Genomic DNA, 17,367 nt, shown 5'->3' on the forward strand with positions numbered 1-17,367 from the left:
GTGGAGGATATTCTATCAGTTTCTCAGATAACGGCCTATATTAAAGAAAGACTGATCTCTGACTCTAACTTAAGAGAGGTAGTTATTAAAGGGGAAGTATCAAATTATTATCAACATAGCTCTTCTGGTCATATTTATTTTACCCTAAAGGATAAGCGGGCCAAGCTTAAAGCAGTTATGTTTAATGATAAGGTACAAAATTTAGATTTTGATTTAGAGGATGGTAGAGAAGTAGTCGCCCAGGGTAGAATTAGTCTTTATTCTCCTCAGGGCCAACATCAAATTCAAGTAAAAAGTCTTAAGCCAGCAGGAGTTGGAGCCTTACATATTGCTTTTAAGAGGTTGAAGGAGAAGTTGGCCCAGGAAGGATTATTTGCTGAAGAATATAAGCAGTCCATTCCTCAGATTCCAAAGCGAGTAGGAGTTGTTACTTCTCCTACTGGAGCAGCTTTTCGTGATATTATTAGTGTTATTAAACGAAGATTTTCTAATACTTCTTTATTGATTGCACCAGCTACAGTGCAAGGGAAAAGAGCAGAAAATAGTTTAATAAGGGCTTTGAGATTGTTACATAATTATGATTTAAATGTGATTATTATTGGGCGTGGGGGAGGATCTTTAGAAGATTTATGGGCTTTTAATAAAGAAGAATTAGCTAGAGTGATTTTCAATTCTAAAATACCTATTATTTCTGCTGTAGGTCATGAAACTGATTATACTATTTCAGATTATGTAGCTGATTTGCGAGCTCCTACTCCTTCAGCAGCTGCAGAGCTAGTAGTTGCAGATAGAAAAGAATTGCAACGCTATCTTAAAAGATTAGAGAATAATCTCTATCAAGCTATAGACTATAAATTTCAAAAGGCTCAAGATAAGTTAAATTATTTAACTCAGCGTAGAGTTTTTGAGTTACCCCAGCAAGAGTGGCAGCAATTAGCTCAACAGTTAGATGAATTAAGTAAAAGATTAGACCAAGCAGTTAAAGAGAAATTAAAGACAAAGCAGAAAAATCTACAGACTATAATGGATCAATTGAATACTTTATCTCCATTACAGGTATTAGAACGTGGGTATAGTTTAACTAGAAAGAGTAGTGATAAAGCAGAAGTCAATTCTATTACGCAAGTACAGGAAGAAGAATTAGTAGAAGTAATTTTAAAAGATGGAAAGTTAGATTGTAAGGTACGAGAAATAAAAAAATAAATTATTAATAACTGATAGGCTGCTAATTAGCAGCCTTTTTTAGATAAATTCTAGCGAATAATTAATATAAAGGAGTTTAAACACTTTTTTTTACTAAAATTATTGAAAGATTTAATGTTTTTTTAGTATAATATAAATAAGAAGTATTTTCTTCCATATTATTGATAAAATAACTTAAGTGGAAATTAAACTGAAGAAATTAAGGAGGAGTAACGAATGGAAAAAGATAACTTAACAGTAAAGGATGTGGCAAAGTACTTAAATCGCTCTGAGACAACTATCTATAATATGCTTAATAATGGTCAATTGCCAGGTATTAAATTAGGTGGTAAATGGATTGTAAGAAAGAAGGACCTAGATAAATTTTTAGATCAGAAGATGCAAGAGCAGATAGCGCAAAACTAAAGAAGAAGCAGACAGATGTAATCTTGCATCTGTCTTTTTGTGTGCTCTGTAGTCTATGCTGATAGTAGGTGTAAGTCCTGCCTATTCTGGAAGAATGGATAATATGGTTGAGATATTGTGGCACTCACAGACGAAATGGGTGAGCAAACGGAGAAAACAAACGTCAACCTAAGTTAATAAAGAACAGGATATGAAGCCAACAGTAACAGGGTGTTCATCGTGAGATGTAATCTGAAGAGTTTGAGGCGAAAAATCAGTCCGGAACAATATGTGAACTGAAGGTGGCATTCATTAGTGACGATCTACCAAAAGGATGGAGAAGTCCAAAGCTGACTTACAGACCATTGGAGTATGTTAGATTAATGAGTGTGATTATGGTCGGAATGATTGGAATATAGCATAGGTGACCAGAGGATGCTCTAATATGGTCTTTATAGAAATCTATAAAGATAAGTGATGATATAACCTGAATAGGGAAAGTCAAAGCGATGAAATATTAGAGTTCAGAAGCTATCATAGTAGTGAAAAAAAATCAATGAAAGTTGATTACAGTGAAGGATAGCCAGGTTATTGAAGTTTAGAATTGAGTGTTGATGGTATTTAAATCAAAATGGTTTAAACATTGTTAAAGACAATAAGTCTTAAAAGAAATAGCGGACAGAAAATCATAACTGGAAGCGTGATGAATTTAAGAAAACCATGACCTAAGTAGTAGTAAACTAAGAGGTGCGATTGGCGAGAGCTTAGAAGACGTGCTTAGGAATGCTACGAATATAGGGGTTTAGATATTAAGACAGGATAGGAAGAACTGGTAAGTCGTGAGGTAGGATAGGTGAAAAAAAAATTAGTTCGCTATATAGTATAAAAGATTTAGTGACTAAGAAAGACATTTACATTGTGCAGCTCAGAAAGTTTTGAATAATGGTGGTTGTGGAGGGATTGACGGTGTAGAAGTTGAAGAATTTAGAGAAAATTACACTAAGAATATGAGTGCTTTATATCGCCAGTTAACAGAAGATAGATATGAGCCACAACCAGTTCTAAGAACGTATATCTCAAAAGGAAATGGAGAACAAAGACCACTAGGTATTCCAGTAATTAAAGACCGAATTGCCCAACAAGCAGTGAAACAGATTCTAGAGATACACTTTGAAGAAATATTCTGCGACTGTTCTTATGGTTTTAGACCTAATAGGTCAACCGAAGATGCAATTAAGAAAGTAGAAGAATATAAAGAACAAGGTTATAATTGGGTATTAGACGCAGATGTCAAATCTTACTTTGATACAATAGATCATGAAATTTTAATGGAGCTGATAGCAGAGGAAGTAAGTGATGGTTGGGTATTAGATATTATTAGGTCGTGGCTTACTATAGGTGTCATGACTGAGCAAGGAAGAGAAGAAACAACGGAGGGAACTCCACAAGGAGGCGTAATTTCTCCACTTTTAGCAAATATCTACCTACATCATTTTGATAAGAAAATGAGGTGTCGAGGATATAAGATAGTTAGATTTGCCGATGACTTTATAATTATGGCTAAGAGTAAAGCTAAAGCAGAACGTGCTTTGGAAGTAACTCGCCAGATTATAGAAAATGAATTAAACTTAAGACTACATCCTCGGAAAACAGTAATTACGAATTTTAATGATGGATTTAAATTTCTAGAATTTAAATTTTATAATTGTGATTACAAAAAGCCAAAAGAGAGCTCTATTAAAAGTTTCAAGGACAAAGTAAGAAAGAAAACTAAAAGGAATAGGTCAATAGGAGTAGCTGTAATGATTGATGAGCTTAATTTAATTATTAGAGGTTGGGGTAATAGTTTTCTACTAGGAAATGTTAAAGGACTATATAAAAGGTTAGATGGTTGGATAAGAATGAGATTACGTTGTTTTATAGAAGGAAAGAAGGCGAAAGGGCAGAATTATCGCCTTCCTAATAAAATATTAAGAGATTTAGGACTAGAATCACTGCTTACCGATGTGCTTTAGACAAGAGTAAAATATACATTTGTGGCAACACAAAGACGATAACTTACTCTCTGTTAAGGAGCAACAATGACCGAAAGCTGTATACGGGAGAACCGTACGTGCAGTTTGACAAGAGGTCCCAGCCGTGAGGCTGGTCCTACTTTATTAGTTATTTAATGGTTTGATATGTATTAAAATAAAATTATTTTATATATTGACAAAAACTACCATACAAGTTATAATATAGATAGATGAATGAATAGATGGATCAGTTGGGGGGCGTGAATAATGAATTTTTGTGAGGAGTGTTTAAAATTTGTAGAAGATAATCTATCTACCTCAGATCGGTTTATTTTAAAAGTAATTGAAGAGAATGAAGTAATGAATAAAGAAGATATTGTTGGAATGGTTAAAGTATTGGCTAAAAGAGAAAAGAATGAGATTGTAACTAGTAAATCAGGTATTAACTCTATTCTAAACAAATTAGTGGGTGCTTTATTAATTAATGTCGATTCTGTTGGTCGACAAAAACTTTATTCTATTAATAATAATGGAGAACAAATTTTAAAAGGAGTGACTATGAATGAGAATTGAAACTGCTAATGTATTAGGAGTTGATTTAGGTTATGATTCAGTTAAGATTAAGACCAAAGATAAGGAGTTATTATTTCCATCTTTAGCAGAAGAAGAGGAAAGAGGAGTTCTAGCAGATGCTTCTTTTGAAGTACTTAAAAGTAGAGATAATTTAGTTGAGGAATTCGACCCTGAAAAAATGATTATTCAAGTTCATGGGAACCCAAGTCGTGAAGACGAAAAATTTACTACATATAGAGTTGGGGATTATGTTTTAAATCAACGCTCTTCGTCTATAGCATATTCATTATCTGATGATAAATATGAAGAACCAGAAGAGTTTGCTAAATTATTGTCTGGTGTTTGTCTGTTATATCCTAAAGCTGATAAGGTAGTAATTAATAATTTGGTAACGGGGTTGCCAATTAAATATTATGAAAAACATAAGTCATCTTTTAAAAATAAACTAGAGAATAACTTTAAAGTACATTTTAAGAATATCAACAATGAATTCATACCTAAAAAAATAGAGGTTAGACAAGCAACTATAATTCCTCAAGGTTTAGCTTCTTATTATGATTTTATTATGAATAAAGAAGGAGTAGTAACAACTAATATGGAAGGTGGATTAGGAGTTGTTGATTTAGGAGGATTAACAATTGATTGTGTTGCTTTTAATAATGGGGAATTAATTAAAGGCTCTCCAATTTCTTTTAATGAAGGGGTACGTAAGAGAATATTTAAACGAATTCAAGATTCTTTAGAGATTGATGTATCACAAGATATTATCAAAAGACAAATTTTAAAAGAAGAAGATAAGATTAAAGTTAGAAATGAAGTATACGACTTTTCAGATATAAAGGAGTACGCCATTGATAGATTAGCTAGAGATATTGCATTACAAATAAAAAATCGTTGGGAGTCTTATTTAATGATTGATAAGATTTTAATTACAGGTGGGGCATCATTATTATTATTTGATAAAATAAATGAATATCTAGCTGGATTCCCTTGTGAGCAAATTCATAACAACCCTCAGTTTAGCAATTGCCGAGGTTATATAAAGTTAGGATTTGCTTTGCATAAAAAGAATGAGAATACTGAAACATTAGCAACCTCATCTGAAGATAAAAATAATAAAGATGAAGCTAAGAGGACAGATGATGAACAGCCATATGATTCTTCTCAGGATGAAGTAGCAGTTACTATCGAAGAATAGTGGGTGATGATTTTGGTGCAAATCCGAGATGATTCATTTTTAAGTATCCAGATAACAGAAGAAGAATTTGATTCTGAAGAAATTGATTTAATAAAAGAGGAATTAAAATCATGTAGTAAAACCGATTTGATTATTGCAGCACTTAAAAGTTATCTTAAGCAAGAAGAAGTAGCAAAAAAAGAGGATCAAGAACCAGGCGTAACAGATAAGTTAGAAGAACTAAAGCTGTTAGTAGAAGAGAATCACTCTTTGTTACAAGAGTTAAATAAAAATAAAGTTTCCTATGCTTCTACCAGTAGTAAAGATACCTATAATGACAAAAAGCAACAAGCTAAGACTGAACAAGCTCTTAATCTTTTAAACCAATTTTGACTCTGCCAAAATATTTTGGCAGAGTCTTTTGGTTATTCATTCGTTTCATCTTGAGATTCATCATAAGGTTCTGATTTAACTGGTTCATTAGTCTGGTTAGTTGTAGATTCACTATCGTTTGATTGGTTATTACTTTTCATTTGATTGAATAAATTCATTAATTTAATAAGTAGTGTAGGGTCTAGTTTGTTTTCACTATTATTACCAGAATTTAAAAGGTTTAAAATATTATTAAGTGGTGAATCTGCTTGGTTATTGTTTGGAGTATTTTGGTTGTTATTACTTAGAGAATCAACTAGTTGTTGGATTTGTGGTGCAGAATTATTGTTGTTATTGGGGTTAAGGTTATTTAAATTAGCATTATTGACTAAACCAGATAAGTTAGTGTTATTTTGGTCTTGGGAGATACTGACGATATTGAGTAGGTTTAATAATCCTAGGATACTGATTACCTTGTTTGGTTCTAATTGTTCCTGTGATTGAATATTAAGGATACTTAATAATTTATCAACCGTTTGAGCTTCTGGAAAGAAAAGATAGTCATCTTGATACACGATATTTCCCCTCCTTTGTTATAAATATATTAATAGTATTTTTAAAAATCACATTTTTTTCATTTTTTCATAAAATATAATGTAATTAAGTTTAAGGAGGAGGAATAAAATGCCAAATGATAACTTTGAATTAATACAAGGCGATTCAAATAATCAAGCAGATACAGCTGATCAATCAAATCAAAACCAAGGCTTTTTAGATAATGATTTACTTTTAACATTAATTATTTTATTTATATTTTTTCAAAGAAATGATGCTTTTGCGCAAAATGTTGATCTTTTAAATCAACAAGTAAAGCAAGTTAAAACTTATTTGGATACCGCCGACTCTACTCTACAAGCATTAAATCAAGCTAGTCAAATTCCTAATCAACAATTAGAATAATTGTCTAAAGAGCAACTATCATAGTTGCTCTTTATTAATTAGAGTTATGAAATAAATTTATTTTATGATATAATTATATAAGTCCAAATTAAGGATACAATACATAAGTATAGAGTGTTAATGAAGGGAATAGAAAGTTCAATCTAGAATAGATATATTGGGTAAGGAGTGGATATTATGACTGAAGAATTATCTTTTGAAGGAGCTATAGATAAACTAGAAAGAACTGTTGATAAGTTAGAGAGTGGAAATTTATCTTTAGCAGAATCTTTATCAGAATTTGAAACTGGTGTTAAACTAGTTAGATTTTGTTCGAGTAAATTGGAAGATGCAGAAGAGAAAATTGAAATTATTAAACAGGATGCTAAAGGGATTAAAATTAAGCCCTACAAGTTAGAAAGAGAGGATAAAGATGAAAGTTAATCAAGTAATTACTAAAAAAGCTAAATTAATCAATCAAACTCTAGAAGAACTACTACCAATGGAGGAGGCTAAACCTAAAAAATTAAGTCAAGCGATGAGATATAGTGTGTTAGCTGGTGGTAAAAGATTAAGACCAATTCTAACACTACTAGTAGCTAAGTTAATAGGAGAAGAAGAAAAAAAGGTCCTTCCTGCTGCTTGTGCTTTAGAGATGATTCATAATTATTCATTAATTCATGATGATCTACCTTGTATGGATGATGATGATTATAGAAGAGGACAGCCTACGAATCATAAAGTGTATGGAGAAGCTATGGCAGTATTAGCTGGGGATTCATTACTAACTTTGGCTTTTGAAACGATATCTAGAATAAATAACATTGATCAAGATAAGGTTTTATTAGCTACTCAAGAGTTAGCAATAGCAGCTGGTAATCAGGGTATGGTGGGGGGCCAAGCGGCAGATATAGTAGCTGAAGGCCAGAAAATAGATAAAGAAGGGTTAGAGTATATTCATACACATAAGACAGGGGCTTTATTGAGGGCTGCTGTTAGAATAGGTGCTATTTTAGCTGGAGCTAATAAAGAAGAATTAGCAGCATTAACTACTTATGCACAAAAGATTGGGCTAGCTTTTCAGGTTGTTGATGATATTTTGGATATTGAAGGAGACGAAGAGAAATTAGGAAAAGATGTAGGAAGTGATTTAGAGCGAGATAAGGCTACTTTTCCAGCACTTTATGGTTTAGAAGAAGCGAAAAAGATGGCCCAAAAGTTATGTCAGGAAGCTAAGGAAGCAATACATATATTTGGTGAAGAAGCTAAAGTATTATTAGAATTAGCTGATTATATTATAGGTAGAGACTATTAATTTTAGAAAGTACACGGAAGGTGATTTTAAATTATGGATGAGTTGTTATCAAAAATAAATTCTCCTCAAGATTTAAAAGCTTTATCATACGAAGAGTTATATTCATTAGCAGAAGAAATTAGAGATGAAATCATCATTACTTTATCAGAGACTGGAGGCCATTTAGCTTCATCTTTAGGAGCTGTAGAGATCACTTTGGCTCTTCATTCAGCACTAGATACACCACAAGACAAAATCATTTGGGATGTTGGTCATCAGTCCTATGCTCATAAGTTAATTACAGGTCGGCAAGAAGAGTTTTCTACTTTACGTCAGTATGGTGGATTAAGTGGATTTCCTAAACGAAGTGAGAGTGAATATGACCATTTAGATGTAGGACATAGTAGTACTTCTATTTCTGCTGCTTTAGGAATGGCTGCAGCTTGTGATCTTGAAAATAAAGAAGAAACGGTTCTTTCTGTAATTGGTGATGGTGCTTTAACAGGAGGAATTGCTTTTGAAGCTTTAAATCATGCAGGACACTTAAATAAAGATTTAATTGTTTTACTTAATGATAATGAAATGTCTATCTCCAAAAACGTAGGGGCAGTCTCTAATTACCTCGATAAATTACGGGTTAATCCTCAATTGCATCGAGCTAAAGAAGAAGTAGAAAATATAATAAATAAAATACCAGCATTAGGAAATAAAGTCTTAAAGACGGCTGGTAAATTTAAAGATGCGATTAAGTATTTAGTTGTTTCTGGGATTTTATTTGAAAAACTAGGTTTTACTTATTTAGGGCCAATTGATGGACATAATATTAAAGTATTAAAAGAACATATTAAGAATGCAGAAGAGATTGGAGGACCAGTTTTAATTCATGCGGTTACCCAAAAAGGAAAAGGTTATCCTCCAGCAGAAAATACTCCTGCTGATTATCATGGGGTTGGCCCCTTTAATGTTAGAACGGGAAAAGCTAAAAGGAAGAAGAAACAATTAACTTATACTCAAGCATATACTCAGTCATTAATTGATTTAGCTAAAGCGGATGAAGAAATTGTGGCTATTACTGCTGCTATGCCTAAAGGAACTGGAGATTTTGAAAATCAATTTCCCGATCGGTTTTATGATGTAGGAATTGCTGAACAGCATGCTGTAACCTTTGGAGCTGGACTAGCTTTAGAAGGGGCCAAGCCCTTTATTACTATTTATTCTACCTTTTTACAACGTGCTTATGACCAAATTTTTCATGATCTTTGTCTACAGCAGGCACCAGTTAAACTAGCTTTAGACCGGGGAGGATTAGTAGGTAAAGATGGTGAGACCCATCATGGTGTCTTTGATTTTGCTTATTTACGTCATCTACCGAATATAACAGTAATGGCTCCTAAAGATGAAATGGAATTACAATCTATGGTTAAGACAGCAGCTGAATATGAAGCTGGGCCAATTGCTTTTAGGTATCCTCGTGGTAAAGGTAGAGGAGTCAAGTTAAAGAATCCTAAAAGTTTAGAGATAGGTAAAGGAGAAATTTTACGTGAAGGTAAAGATGCAGCTATTTTAGCGATTGGTTCTATGGTTTATCCAGCTTTAGAAGCAGCAGAAGAATTAACTAGAGCAGGAATTGATTTAACAGTAGTTAATAGTCGGTTTGTTAAACCACTTGATCAAGAATTAATCTTAAATTTAGCCCAACAGTTTGATACTATCTTTACTATAGAAGAACATGTTTTACAAGGTGGATTTGGTAGTGCAGTAACTGAATTATTAATTGATAATAATTTAAAATTAGATGTAGCAAGAATCGGTTTACCGGATAAATTTATTGAGCATGGTACACAACAGGAATTAAAGGCTAAATATGGATTAGATGTAGCTGGAATTAAGTCTAAAGTAAAGTCTCAGTTACAGGAGGGATAAAGAATGGCTAATAAAGAGAGGTTAGATGTACTAGTTAGAGATAGGGGTCTATTTCCTAGCCGGTCAAAAGCAAAACGTGCTATAATGGCTGGCTTAGTTTATGTCAATGACCAACAGGTAGATAAAGCCGGAACTCAAGTAGACTTAGAAGCGGATATTAGAGTTAAAGGTGAGGTTCATCCGTATGTCGGTCGAGGAGGTTTAAAGTTAGAGAAAGCCTTAGAAGTATTTGACCTTAATCTAGCAGAGAAGGTAATAATAGATATAGGAGCATCAACTGGTGGTTTTACTGATTGTGCTTTACAAAATGGGGCCCAAAAAGTATATGCCATTGATGTAGGTTATAACCAACTAGCCTGGAAATTACGTAATGATGATCGGGTTGTTTGTATGGAGCAGACGAATGCTCGTTATTTAGAACCAGAAGATATAGAACAATTAGGTGATGTGGGGGTTGTTGATGTCGCTTTTATTTCTTTAACCAAGATATTGCCTGCTTTAAAGAAATTAATCAAACCAACAGGAGAAATAATGACTTTGATTAAACCGCAATTTGAAGCTGGGCCAGATAGAGTAGGAGATAAAGGAGTAGTCAAAGATCCTAAAATACACCAAGAAGTAATTCATAAGGTCTTAGATTTTGCTAGAGAGATAGGATTAACTCCTGTGGGACTTTCGTTTTCTCCAATTACTGGTGGGAAAGGGCATAATATAGAGTACTTGGCCCATTTTAGTTCTCAACAACAAAGGTTAGAGATTGATTGGTCAGTTAAAGTAGTAAAGATAGTTAAGAAAGCTCACCAAGATTTATAGAGGGAGGTAACTTTGTGGATAAGATAGCAATAATTGCTAATAACAAGAAAGAAGAGATATCTCAAGTTTTACTCCGGGTTTGTAATTTATTAGATGAGCACAAGCAAGATTATATTTTAGAGAAAGCAAGTGCTAAGTTAATAGATAAGCAGGTTGAAAATGTAAATTATAAGCAGATAATAAATTATGCTACAAAGATTATTGTTTTAGGAGGAGATGGTACCTTCTTAAATGTAGCTCGAACCTTTGCTAACAGCGATGTTTCCATTTTAGGTATTAACTTAGGTCGATTAGGCTTTTTAACTGATATAGAAGTAAATAAATTAGAAACAGGTTTAGAAAAGTTATTAGCTAAAGATTATAATATTGAAGAGCGGATGATGCTTAAAGGTGAGGTTATTCGAGATGGGGAGGTTATTCATAAAACAGTAGCAGCTAATGATATTGTAGTAACTAAAGGTCCATTTGCAAGAATAATAAATTTAAAAACAATGATTGGAGATCAATATTTAGCTACTTATCCTGCGGATGGTTTAATTGTGGCTTGTCCAACTGGATCTACTGCTTATTCTTTATCAGCAGGTGGGCCAATTGTTAATCCTAGATTAGAATCATTAATTATTACCCCAATTTGTCCCCATACCTTACACTCTCGCTCAATAGTAATTGGAAAAGATGAAAAAGTTAAAATTGAGATAGAAGCTGATCATAAAGATATTATGCTCACTGTTGATGGTCAAAATACATTTGAATTAGCACCACAAGATACTGTTAGAGTTAGCAAGTCAGAATTAATTACTAAATTAATAAAGTTAAAAGGTTATAGTTTTTATCAGGTATTACGAAATAGAATGAATGAAAATAAGTTTTAGGGGGAATTTGGATGAAAAGCAAACGTCAACTAAAGATTATTGAATTAGTTGAAGAAGAAGAGATTCAAACTCAATCTAAATTGGCTAAAAGATTAAAGGAGGAGGGAATTGAAGTTACTCAAGCTACTGTTTCAAGGGATATTAAACAAATAGGTTTAATAAAAGTTCCAATGCAAGAAGGGGGCTATAAATATTCCTTACCTCCTCAACAGAAAAAGAAGATTAATGTGCAAGGCCGGATGAAAAGAATGTTTCAAGATTCAGTAGTTGAAATAGATTATAGTAGTAATTTAATTGTAGTTAATACTTTACCTGGTGCTGCTCAGGGAATTGCTGCTTTATTTGATAATATTAAATTAGATAAGGTAATTGGTACTATAGCGGGAGATGATACTGTATTGTTAATTGTAAAGCCTGAAGAAGCTGTTCCAGAAGTAATGGATGAATTGAATCAATTAAGGGATTAAAGGAGGCCTAGAGGTTGTGTTATCAAATTTAATAATAAAGAATTTTGCTTTAATTGATAAAGTCGACTTGGAGTTTGCGTCTGGACTTAATATTTTAACTGGTGAGACAGGGGCTGGTAAATCAATTATTGTAAATGCTTTAGAAATGTTATTAGGTGGGCGGGCTTCAACTGATTTTATTAGAGAAGGAGAAGAAAAAGCTATCATTGAGGCTTGTTTTGATATTAGTGATAATGATAATGTTGTAAAAAAAATAAAGAAATTAGGTATCGAATTATCAGCTGACCAAAATTTAATCTTAACTAGAGAGATTAGTCATAAAAGTAATAATAAATCTAGAGTTAATGGACGGATTGTAACTTTAGAGACGATACGTCAATTGAGTCGTTATTTAATTAATTTACATACCCAACATGAGTATCAAATGCTCCTATCTTCAACAGACCAGCTTAAAATTTTAGATCGCTTAGGAGAAGAAAAAATAGTATCTTTACGGAAGAAAGTAGCTGCTATTTATAATAAGTTACAAACTAAAAAGAAGGAATTGACTGAAATTAGTTACAATCAAAAAGAGCGGGAACGTAGAGTTGATTTGTTGAGGTTTCAGTTACAGGAAATTAAAGAAGCTGATTTAGAAGTTGGAGAAGAAAAGAAATTATTAACCGAAAGAAAAAAATTGAGTAATGTAGAAGAATTAAATAAAACTATTGAAGAAACTTATAAGCAATTATATGATAGTGATTATCCACAGTCAGCACTAGTTGATCAATTAAATCAATTAGTAAAGGATTTAGAACCTTTAGTTCAAGTTGACCAGGAGTTAGAAAAAATTATTAATCCATTAAAAGAAGCAACTTATCAATTAGAAGATGTTGCTTTTCAACTCGAAGATTACCAAGCTGGAATAGAATTTAATTCTCAGCGATTAGCTATTGTAGAGGATAGATTAAAACAGATTAATGATTTAAAAAGAAAATATGGAGATAACATCGAAGAAATTGTAGCTTATTATACAGAAATTAGCCAGGAACTATCTGAATTAAAAAATAATAAACAAAAAAAGAAAAAATTAAAAAATAAAATAAAAGAATTAAAAAAAGAATACTTAAATTTAGCTACTGAATTATCCCAATTGCGAAAAAAAGTAGCTAATAATTTAACAGAAGAAATTCTAAAGCAATTATCAAATCTAGCAATTACAAAAGCTAAATTTAAGGTTGAATTTGAACGTAGGGAAGAATTTAGTAGCCAAGGAATAGATAAAGTTAACTTTTTATTTGCTCCTAATCCTGGTTCTCAATTAAAACCAGTGGCTGATATTGCTTCTGGTGGAGAGCTTTCTCGAGTAATGTTAGTTTTAAAATCAATTATGGCTCAAACTGATCAACTATCTAGTTTAGTTTTTGATGAGATTGATACTGGAATTGGTGGTAGAGTAGCTAAATTAGTAGCTAATAAGTTAGTTTCATTGGCTAAAGATTACCAATTATTGTGTGTTACTCACCTACCTCAAATAGCTTGTAAAGCTGATAGCCATTATTTGATTACCAAGCAAGTAGAACATGGAAAAACTTACACAAAAATAAACAAGTTATTAAAAGAAGAAAAAATTAAAGAATTGGCTAGAATGTTAGATGGTAGTTTAGATCAAACTACTTTAGAGCATGCAGCAGAATTATTGCAAGGAGCTTAGATAAAAGTACTAGAGCAGATTTTACTAATTGATAATTGAATAGTAATTGTTTAGTTAGGGTATCTTTAAAGATAGAGCAAGTTACCTTTCCAAAATAATTTTTTGAGAAAACTACACAGGTGGGGCTGTGTAGGAGTGAAAAATATAAATGAAAAAATTCTTTAAAGCTACTACGATTAGTTTATCTCTAGTACTAGTCTTAGTTTTATCATTTCCTACATTGGTTTCTTTTTATGGTTTGCCAAGTTATTGTCAAATTATAAAAGGTTCCCAACAATATTTAACTACCGACCTACCAATTGAAGTTCTAGTTAGTTCTACTAACCCTACAAATCTAAAGATTAATGGACGTAAATTAACTCAAGAAGGAATAGGAGTTAATTTAACCTCTCCACTTGCTATTCAAGCTTCATCTCTAGGCCAATATAATCTTCGCTTTGAATTATTTGGGGTTATACCATTACAGAGAATGACAGTTAATGTTATTCCTCAAGTTAAAGTTATCCCTAGTGGCCATTCGATTGGGGTTATATTAGAATCAAAGGGAATTATGGTTATCAAAGAATCATATGTTAAAGGTGTTAATGGCCAAAAGAAATATCCGGCTCAAAAGGCAGGAATAGAACTAGGAGATAGTTTATTAGCAGTTAATGGTATAGAAATAAGAAGTAAACAGCATTTAGCAAAATTAATCCAGAAATTTGGGAAGCAAGATAAAAAACTAAAATTCAAAGTAAAAGGACCGCGAGGAAGAATATCGTATAAAAAAGTTAAACCAATTAAGAATCAAGATGGTTACTATATGATTGGATTATATGTAGATGATGGAGCAGCAGGAGTAGGAACTATGTCATTTTATATGCCTAACTCCGGTTATTATGGTGCTTTAGGGCATATGATTACTGAGGCTAATACGCAACAAAAGATTGATGTAGGTCAAGGTGAAATTGTTAAAGCTAGTATTTCAGGTATCACTCCTGGTCAAGAAGGACATCCAGGTGAGAAATTAGGAACTTTTTTCAGTGATGAAGGAGTATTAGGAAGTATTAAAAAAAATAACCGCTTTGGTATTTATGGGAAGTTATCAGTAAATCTTAAGAATCCTTATTTTAAAGACCCTATTCCGGTAGCTAGTGCTACAGAAGTAAAAACGGGCCCGGCTAAGATGTATACAGTAATTAGGGGGAGAAAAATAAAAGAATTTAATGTGCGGATTGAAGAGGTAAAGCGACAAAGAAGGCCAGCTGTGAAAGGTTTAGTAGTTAAAGTAGTTGATAATAAATTATTAAATGCAACTGGTGGAATTGTACAAGGTATGAGTGGGAGTCCAATTGTTCAAGATGGGAAGTTAGTAGGAATTGTAACGCATGTGTTTGTTAATGATTCTACTCGAGGTTACGGGATCTTGGCCCAATGGATGCTAATGGAATCTAATTTTTTAAAAAAAGAAAATGAAACCAGAGAATTAGCTTCGTAATTCTCTGGTTTTTTATATTTTAAAAAAATTCCAGGAATTTCATATAAAATATAGAATAAATAAAAAAAGAGATTGTATTTATAGGGAGGAAAAAGTAATGGCTAAAGATGAGTCTAAGATTAAAGTTTTTCTAGCTGATGATAATAATGATTTTTGTAATTTACTACAAGAGTATTTGACTCAGCAGGATGAGTTCGAAGTAGTAGGAATAGCAAATGATGGAACAGAAGTATTAGAGGAAATTGATGATATAGAGCTTGATGTATTAGTATTAGATATTATTATGCCTCATTTAGATGGTGTAGGAGTTTTAGAAGAGTTACATAATAAAGATTTAATAAATCAATTTAAAATAATTATGTTAACTGCTTTTGGGCAAGAAAATTTAACTCAACGAGTGGTTAATTTAGGAGCAGATTATTATATTTTAAAGCCATTTGATTTAGATAAGTTATGTAAGAGGATTAAGCAAGTAACCAATCCTGTTTCTAATAGTGACTATGTAGTTAAGGGCCAAGAGCCTAAAAGAAAATCATTTAATCTTGAAGAAAGAATTACAGAGATTATGCATCAAATAGGAGTTCCAGCTCATATTAAAGGATACTTATATTTAAGAAAAGCTATTGAGATGGTAATTAATAAAGTAGAGTTATTAGGAGCAGTTACTAAAAAATTATATCCTACAGTAGCTGAAGAATTTGATACTACTGCTAGTAGAGTAGAAAGAGCTATCCGTCATGCAATTGAAGTTTCTTGGAAGAATGGTAATACACGAGTTATCAACAAGATATTTGGTCATTCCATTACTAGTTCTAGTGGTAAACCCACAAATTCACAATTTATTGCTAAAATAGCGGATAAAATAAGAATTGAACTACGGGCTAGTTAAGTTTAATTTCCCACACTTAAGTGTGGGTTTTTATATTTTTTGGTCTTTAATTAATTGGCTATTATTAGAAGTATGAGAAGTCTTTAATCAATATATACTAATGATAGTAGAATGAAAAAAGTTAATTTCCCTCATATAGGAGGTTACCATTATGCAGTTATGTGGTAAAGTAAGATTAGGGGTCAAAACTAAAAATTTAGTTAAGTCTTTAGTCCCAGGAGAAATAGCTATCATAAATCATCAGGATATAGATTATTTAGCAGCTCAATCTTTACTTGAAGCTGGAGTTAAAGCAGTTATAAATGTTAGTGCTTCAATAAGTGGTAAATACCCTAATTTAGGTCCGCAAAGGATATTAGCAGCTGGAATTCCAATTATTGATCAAGTTGAAGGTAATCTCTTTCAATTATTAAAAAATGGTGACCAGATTAAGATTATAGATGGCAAGATTATAAACTCAGAGCAAATAATAGCTAGTGGTGAGGTTTTAACTTATGAGAAAGCACAAGTAAAATTAAACAAGACTAGAGATAATTTAGAGAATGAACTAAGTAAATTTATTGATAATACTTTAGATTATGCTAAGAAAGAAAAAAGATTGATTTTAGATTTAGAAATACCTAGTATAGATACTAATTTAGAGGATAGAGATGTGTTAATAGTAGTTAGAGGTAAAGATTATAGACAAGACTTAGAAGCGGTAAGTTCTTATATTAAACAAATTAAGCCAATTTTAATAGGGGTTGATGGTGGAGCAGATGCTTTGCTTGAATATGGATTTCAACCAGATATAATTATTGGTGATATGGATAGTGTAAGTGATAAAGCTTTAAAATCAGATACAGAATTAATAGTTCATGCTTATCCTGATGGTACTGCTCCAGGAATGAAAAGAATTAAAAAGCTTAATTTACAGGCGCAAAGAATACCAGCACCAGGTACAAGTGAGGATATTGCTATGTTATTAGCCTATGAAAAAGGAGCTGAATTAATTGTAGCAGTAGGAACTCACACCCATATGATAGATTTTTTAGAAAAAGGAAGGCCAGGTATGGCGAGCACATTTTTAGTTAGATTAAAGGTTGGTAATAAATTAGTTGATGCTAAGGGAGTAAATAAATTATATAATACTCGATTGCAACCTAAACATTTTGCTCAGCTGATAATAGCGTCATTAATCCCAATTATAGTGATTATGATTGTTTCTCCCCCAATCAATCAGTTGTTGGAATTATTAATAATTAAATTAAAATTCAGTTTAGGTTTTTAGGGGGTA

17 protein-coding genes and 1 pseudogene are annotated in these 17,367 nt (G+C 32.2%); 17 read left to right on the top strand and 1 reads right to left on the bottom strand.

All coding sequences use genetic code 11. The features are described from left to right. The 6 genes and pseudogenes from xseA to HALHA_RS02750 all read left to right on the top strand — a co-directional run bounded on the left by xseA (position 1) and on the right by HALHA_RS02750 (position 5,745). A complete protein-coding gene (gene xseA, locus HALHA_RS02725; RefSeq protein ID WP_015326252.1) occupies positions 1-1,203 on the top strand; it encodes an exodeoxyribonuclease VII large subunit in 1,203 nt (400 codons plus the stop codon). A 216-nt stretch (positions 1,204-1,419) separates the two neighbouring features. Next, positions 1,420-1,608 carry a helix-turn-helix domain-containing protein gene (locus tag HALHA_RS02730; protein WP_015326253.1) on the top strand — a complete coding sequence of 63 codons (189 nt, stop codon included), beginning with the start codon at positions 1,420-1,422 and terminating at the stop codon, positions 1,606-1,608. A gap of 843 nt (positions 1,609-2,451) precedes the next feature. Continuing rightward, positions 2,452-3,602, top strand: a pseudogene (gene ltrA / locus HALHA_RS02735) (group II intron reverse transcriptase/maturase). Positions 3,603-3,869: 267 nt separating this feature from the next. Further along, positions 3,870-4,175: a hypothetical protein gene (locus tag HALHA_RS02740; RefSeq protein ID WP_015326255.1), complete on the top strand. Its 306-nt coding sequence runs from the start codon at positions 3,870-3,872 to the stop codon at positions 4,173-4,175. After that, entirely contained in the window at positions 4,165-5,373 is a 1,209-nt protein-coding gene (locus HALHA_RS02745) for a ParM/StbA family protein (protein ID WP_015326256.1), read from the top strand. The genes HALHA_RS02740 and HALHA_RS02745 overlap by 11 nt, the downstream gene beginning before the upstream one ends. A 12-nt stretch (positions 5,374-5,385) precedes the next feature. After that, the gene (locus HALHA_RS02750; protein ID WP_156801204.1) at positions 5,386-5,745 is read left to right on the top strand and encodes a hypothetical protein; all 360 of its coding nucleotides are present in this window, start codon (positions 5,386-5,388) and stop codon (positions 5,743-5,745) included. 32 nt (positions 5,746-5,777) lie between these two features. On the opposite strand, the gene HALHA_RS02755 is transcribed toward HALHA_RS02750, so the two are convergent. Then, positions 5,778-6,299: a hypothetical protein gene (locus tag HALHA_RS02755; RefSeq protein WP_015326258.1), complete on the bottom strand. Its 522-nt coding sequence runs from the start codon at positions 6,297-6,299 to the stop codon at positions 5,778-5,780. 109 nt (positions 6,300-6,408) lie between these two features. On the opposite strand from HALHA_RS02755, the gene HALHA_RS02760 reads away from it, so the two are divergent. The 11 genes from HALHA_RS02760 to steA all read left to right on the top strand — a co-directional run bounded on the left by HALHA_RS02760 (position 6,409) and on the right by steA (position 17,361). After that, entirely contained in the window at positions 6,409-6,684 is a 276-nt protein-coding gene (locus HALHA_RS02760) for a hypothetical protein (protein ID WP_015326259.1), read from the top strand. A gap of 177 nt (positions 6,685-6,861) precedes the next feature. Continuing rightward, positions 6,862-7,107 (top strand): exodeoxyribonuclease VII small subunit, encoded by a 246-nt coding sequence (gene xseB, locus HALHA_RS02765; protein ID WP_015326260.1) that lies wholly within the window; start codon positions 6,862-6,864, stop codon positions 7,105-7,107. Then, positions 7,097-7,978 (top strand): polyprenyl synthetase family protein, encoded by an 882-nt coding sequence (locus HALHA_RS02770; protein WP_015326261.1) that lies wholly within the window; start codon positions 7,097-7,099, stop codon positions 7,976-7,978. The genes xseB and HALHA_RS02770 overlap by 11 nt, the downstream gene beginning before the upstream one ends. A 33-nt stretch (positions 7,979-8,011) precedes the next feature. Continuing rightward, positions 8,012-9,880 (top strand): 1-deoxy-D-xylulose-5-phosphate synthase, encoded by a 1,869-nt coding sequence (gene dxs, locus HALHA_RS02775; RefSeq protein ID WP_015326262.1) that lies wholly within the window; start codon positions 8,012-8,014, stop codon positions 9,878-9,880. Positions 9,881-9,883: 3 nt separating this feature from the next. Next, positions 9,884-10,693 carry a TlyA family RNA methyltransferase gene (locus tag HALHA_RS02780; RefSeq protein ID WP_015326263.1) on the top strand — a complete coding sequence of 270 codons (810 nt, stop codon included), beginning with the start codon at positions 9,884-9,886 and terminating at the stop codon, positions 10,691-10,693. 14 nt (positions 10,694-10,707) lie between these two features. Beyond that, positions 10,708-11,565: an NAD(+)/NADH kinase gene (locus tag HALHA_RS02785; RefSeq protein ID WP_015326264.1), complete on the top strand. Its 858-nt coding sequence runs from the start codon at positions 10,708-10,710 to the stop codon at positions 11,563-11,565. An 11-nt stretch (positions 11,566-11,576) separates the two neighbouring features. Further along, on the top strand, positions 11,577-12,032 hold the full coding sequence (argR, locus tag HALHA_RS02790) for an arginine repressor (RefSeq protein ID WP_015326265.1): 456 nt from the start codon (positions 11,577-11,579) through the stop codon (positions 12,030-12,032). Between the two features lie 16 nt (positions 12,033-12,048). Further along, positions 12,049-13,725: a DNA repair protein RecN gene (gene recN, locus HALHA_RS02795; RefSeq protein WP_015326266.1), complete on the top strand. Its 1,677-nt coding sequence runs from the start codon at positions 12,049-12,051 to the stop codon at positions 13,723-13,725. Positions 13,726-13,873: 148 nt separating this feature from the next. Then, the gene (spoIVB, locus tag HALHA_RS02800; RefSeq protein WP_015326267.1) at positions 13,874-15,202 is read left to right on the top strand and encodes a SpoIVB peptidase; all 1,329 of its coding nucleotides are present in this window, start codon (positions 13,874-13,876) and stop codon (positions 15,200-15,202) included. Positions 15,203-15,299: 97 nt separating this feature from the next. Beyond that, on the top strand, positions 15,300-16,091 hold the full coding sequence (gene spo0A, locus HALHA_RS02805; protein ID WP_015326268.1) for a sporulation transcription factor Spo0A: 792 nt from the start codon (positions 15,300-15,302) through the stop codon (positions 16,089-16,091). A 151-nt stretch (positions 16,092-16,242) separates the two neighbouring features. After that, positions 16,243-17,361: a putative cytokinetic ring protein SteA gene (steA, locus tag HALHA_RS02810; protein WP_015326269.1), complete on the top strand. Its 1,119-nt coding sequence runs from the start codon at positions 16,243-16,245 to the stop codon at positions 17,359-17,361. Positions 17,362-17,367 lie beyond the last annotated feature (6 nt).

The organism is Halobacteroides halobius DSM 5150 (genome assembly GCF_000328625.1).
Taxonomy (GTDB): Bacteria; Bacillota; Halanaerobiia; order Halobacteroidales; family Halobacteroidaceae; genus Halobacteroides; species Halobacteroides halobius.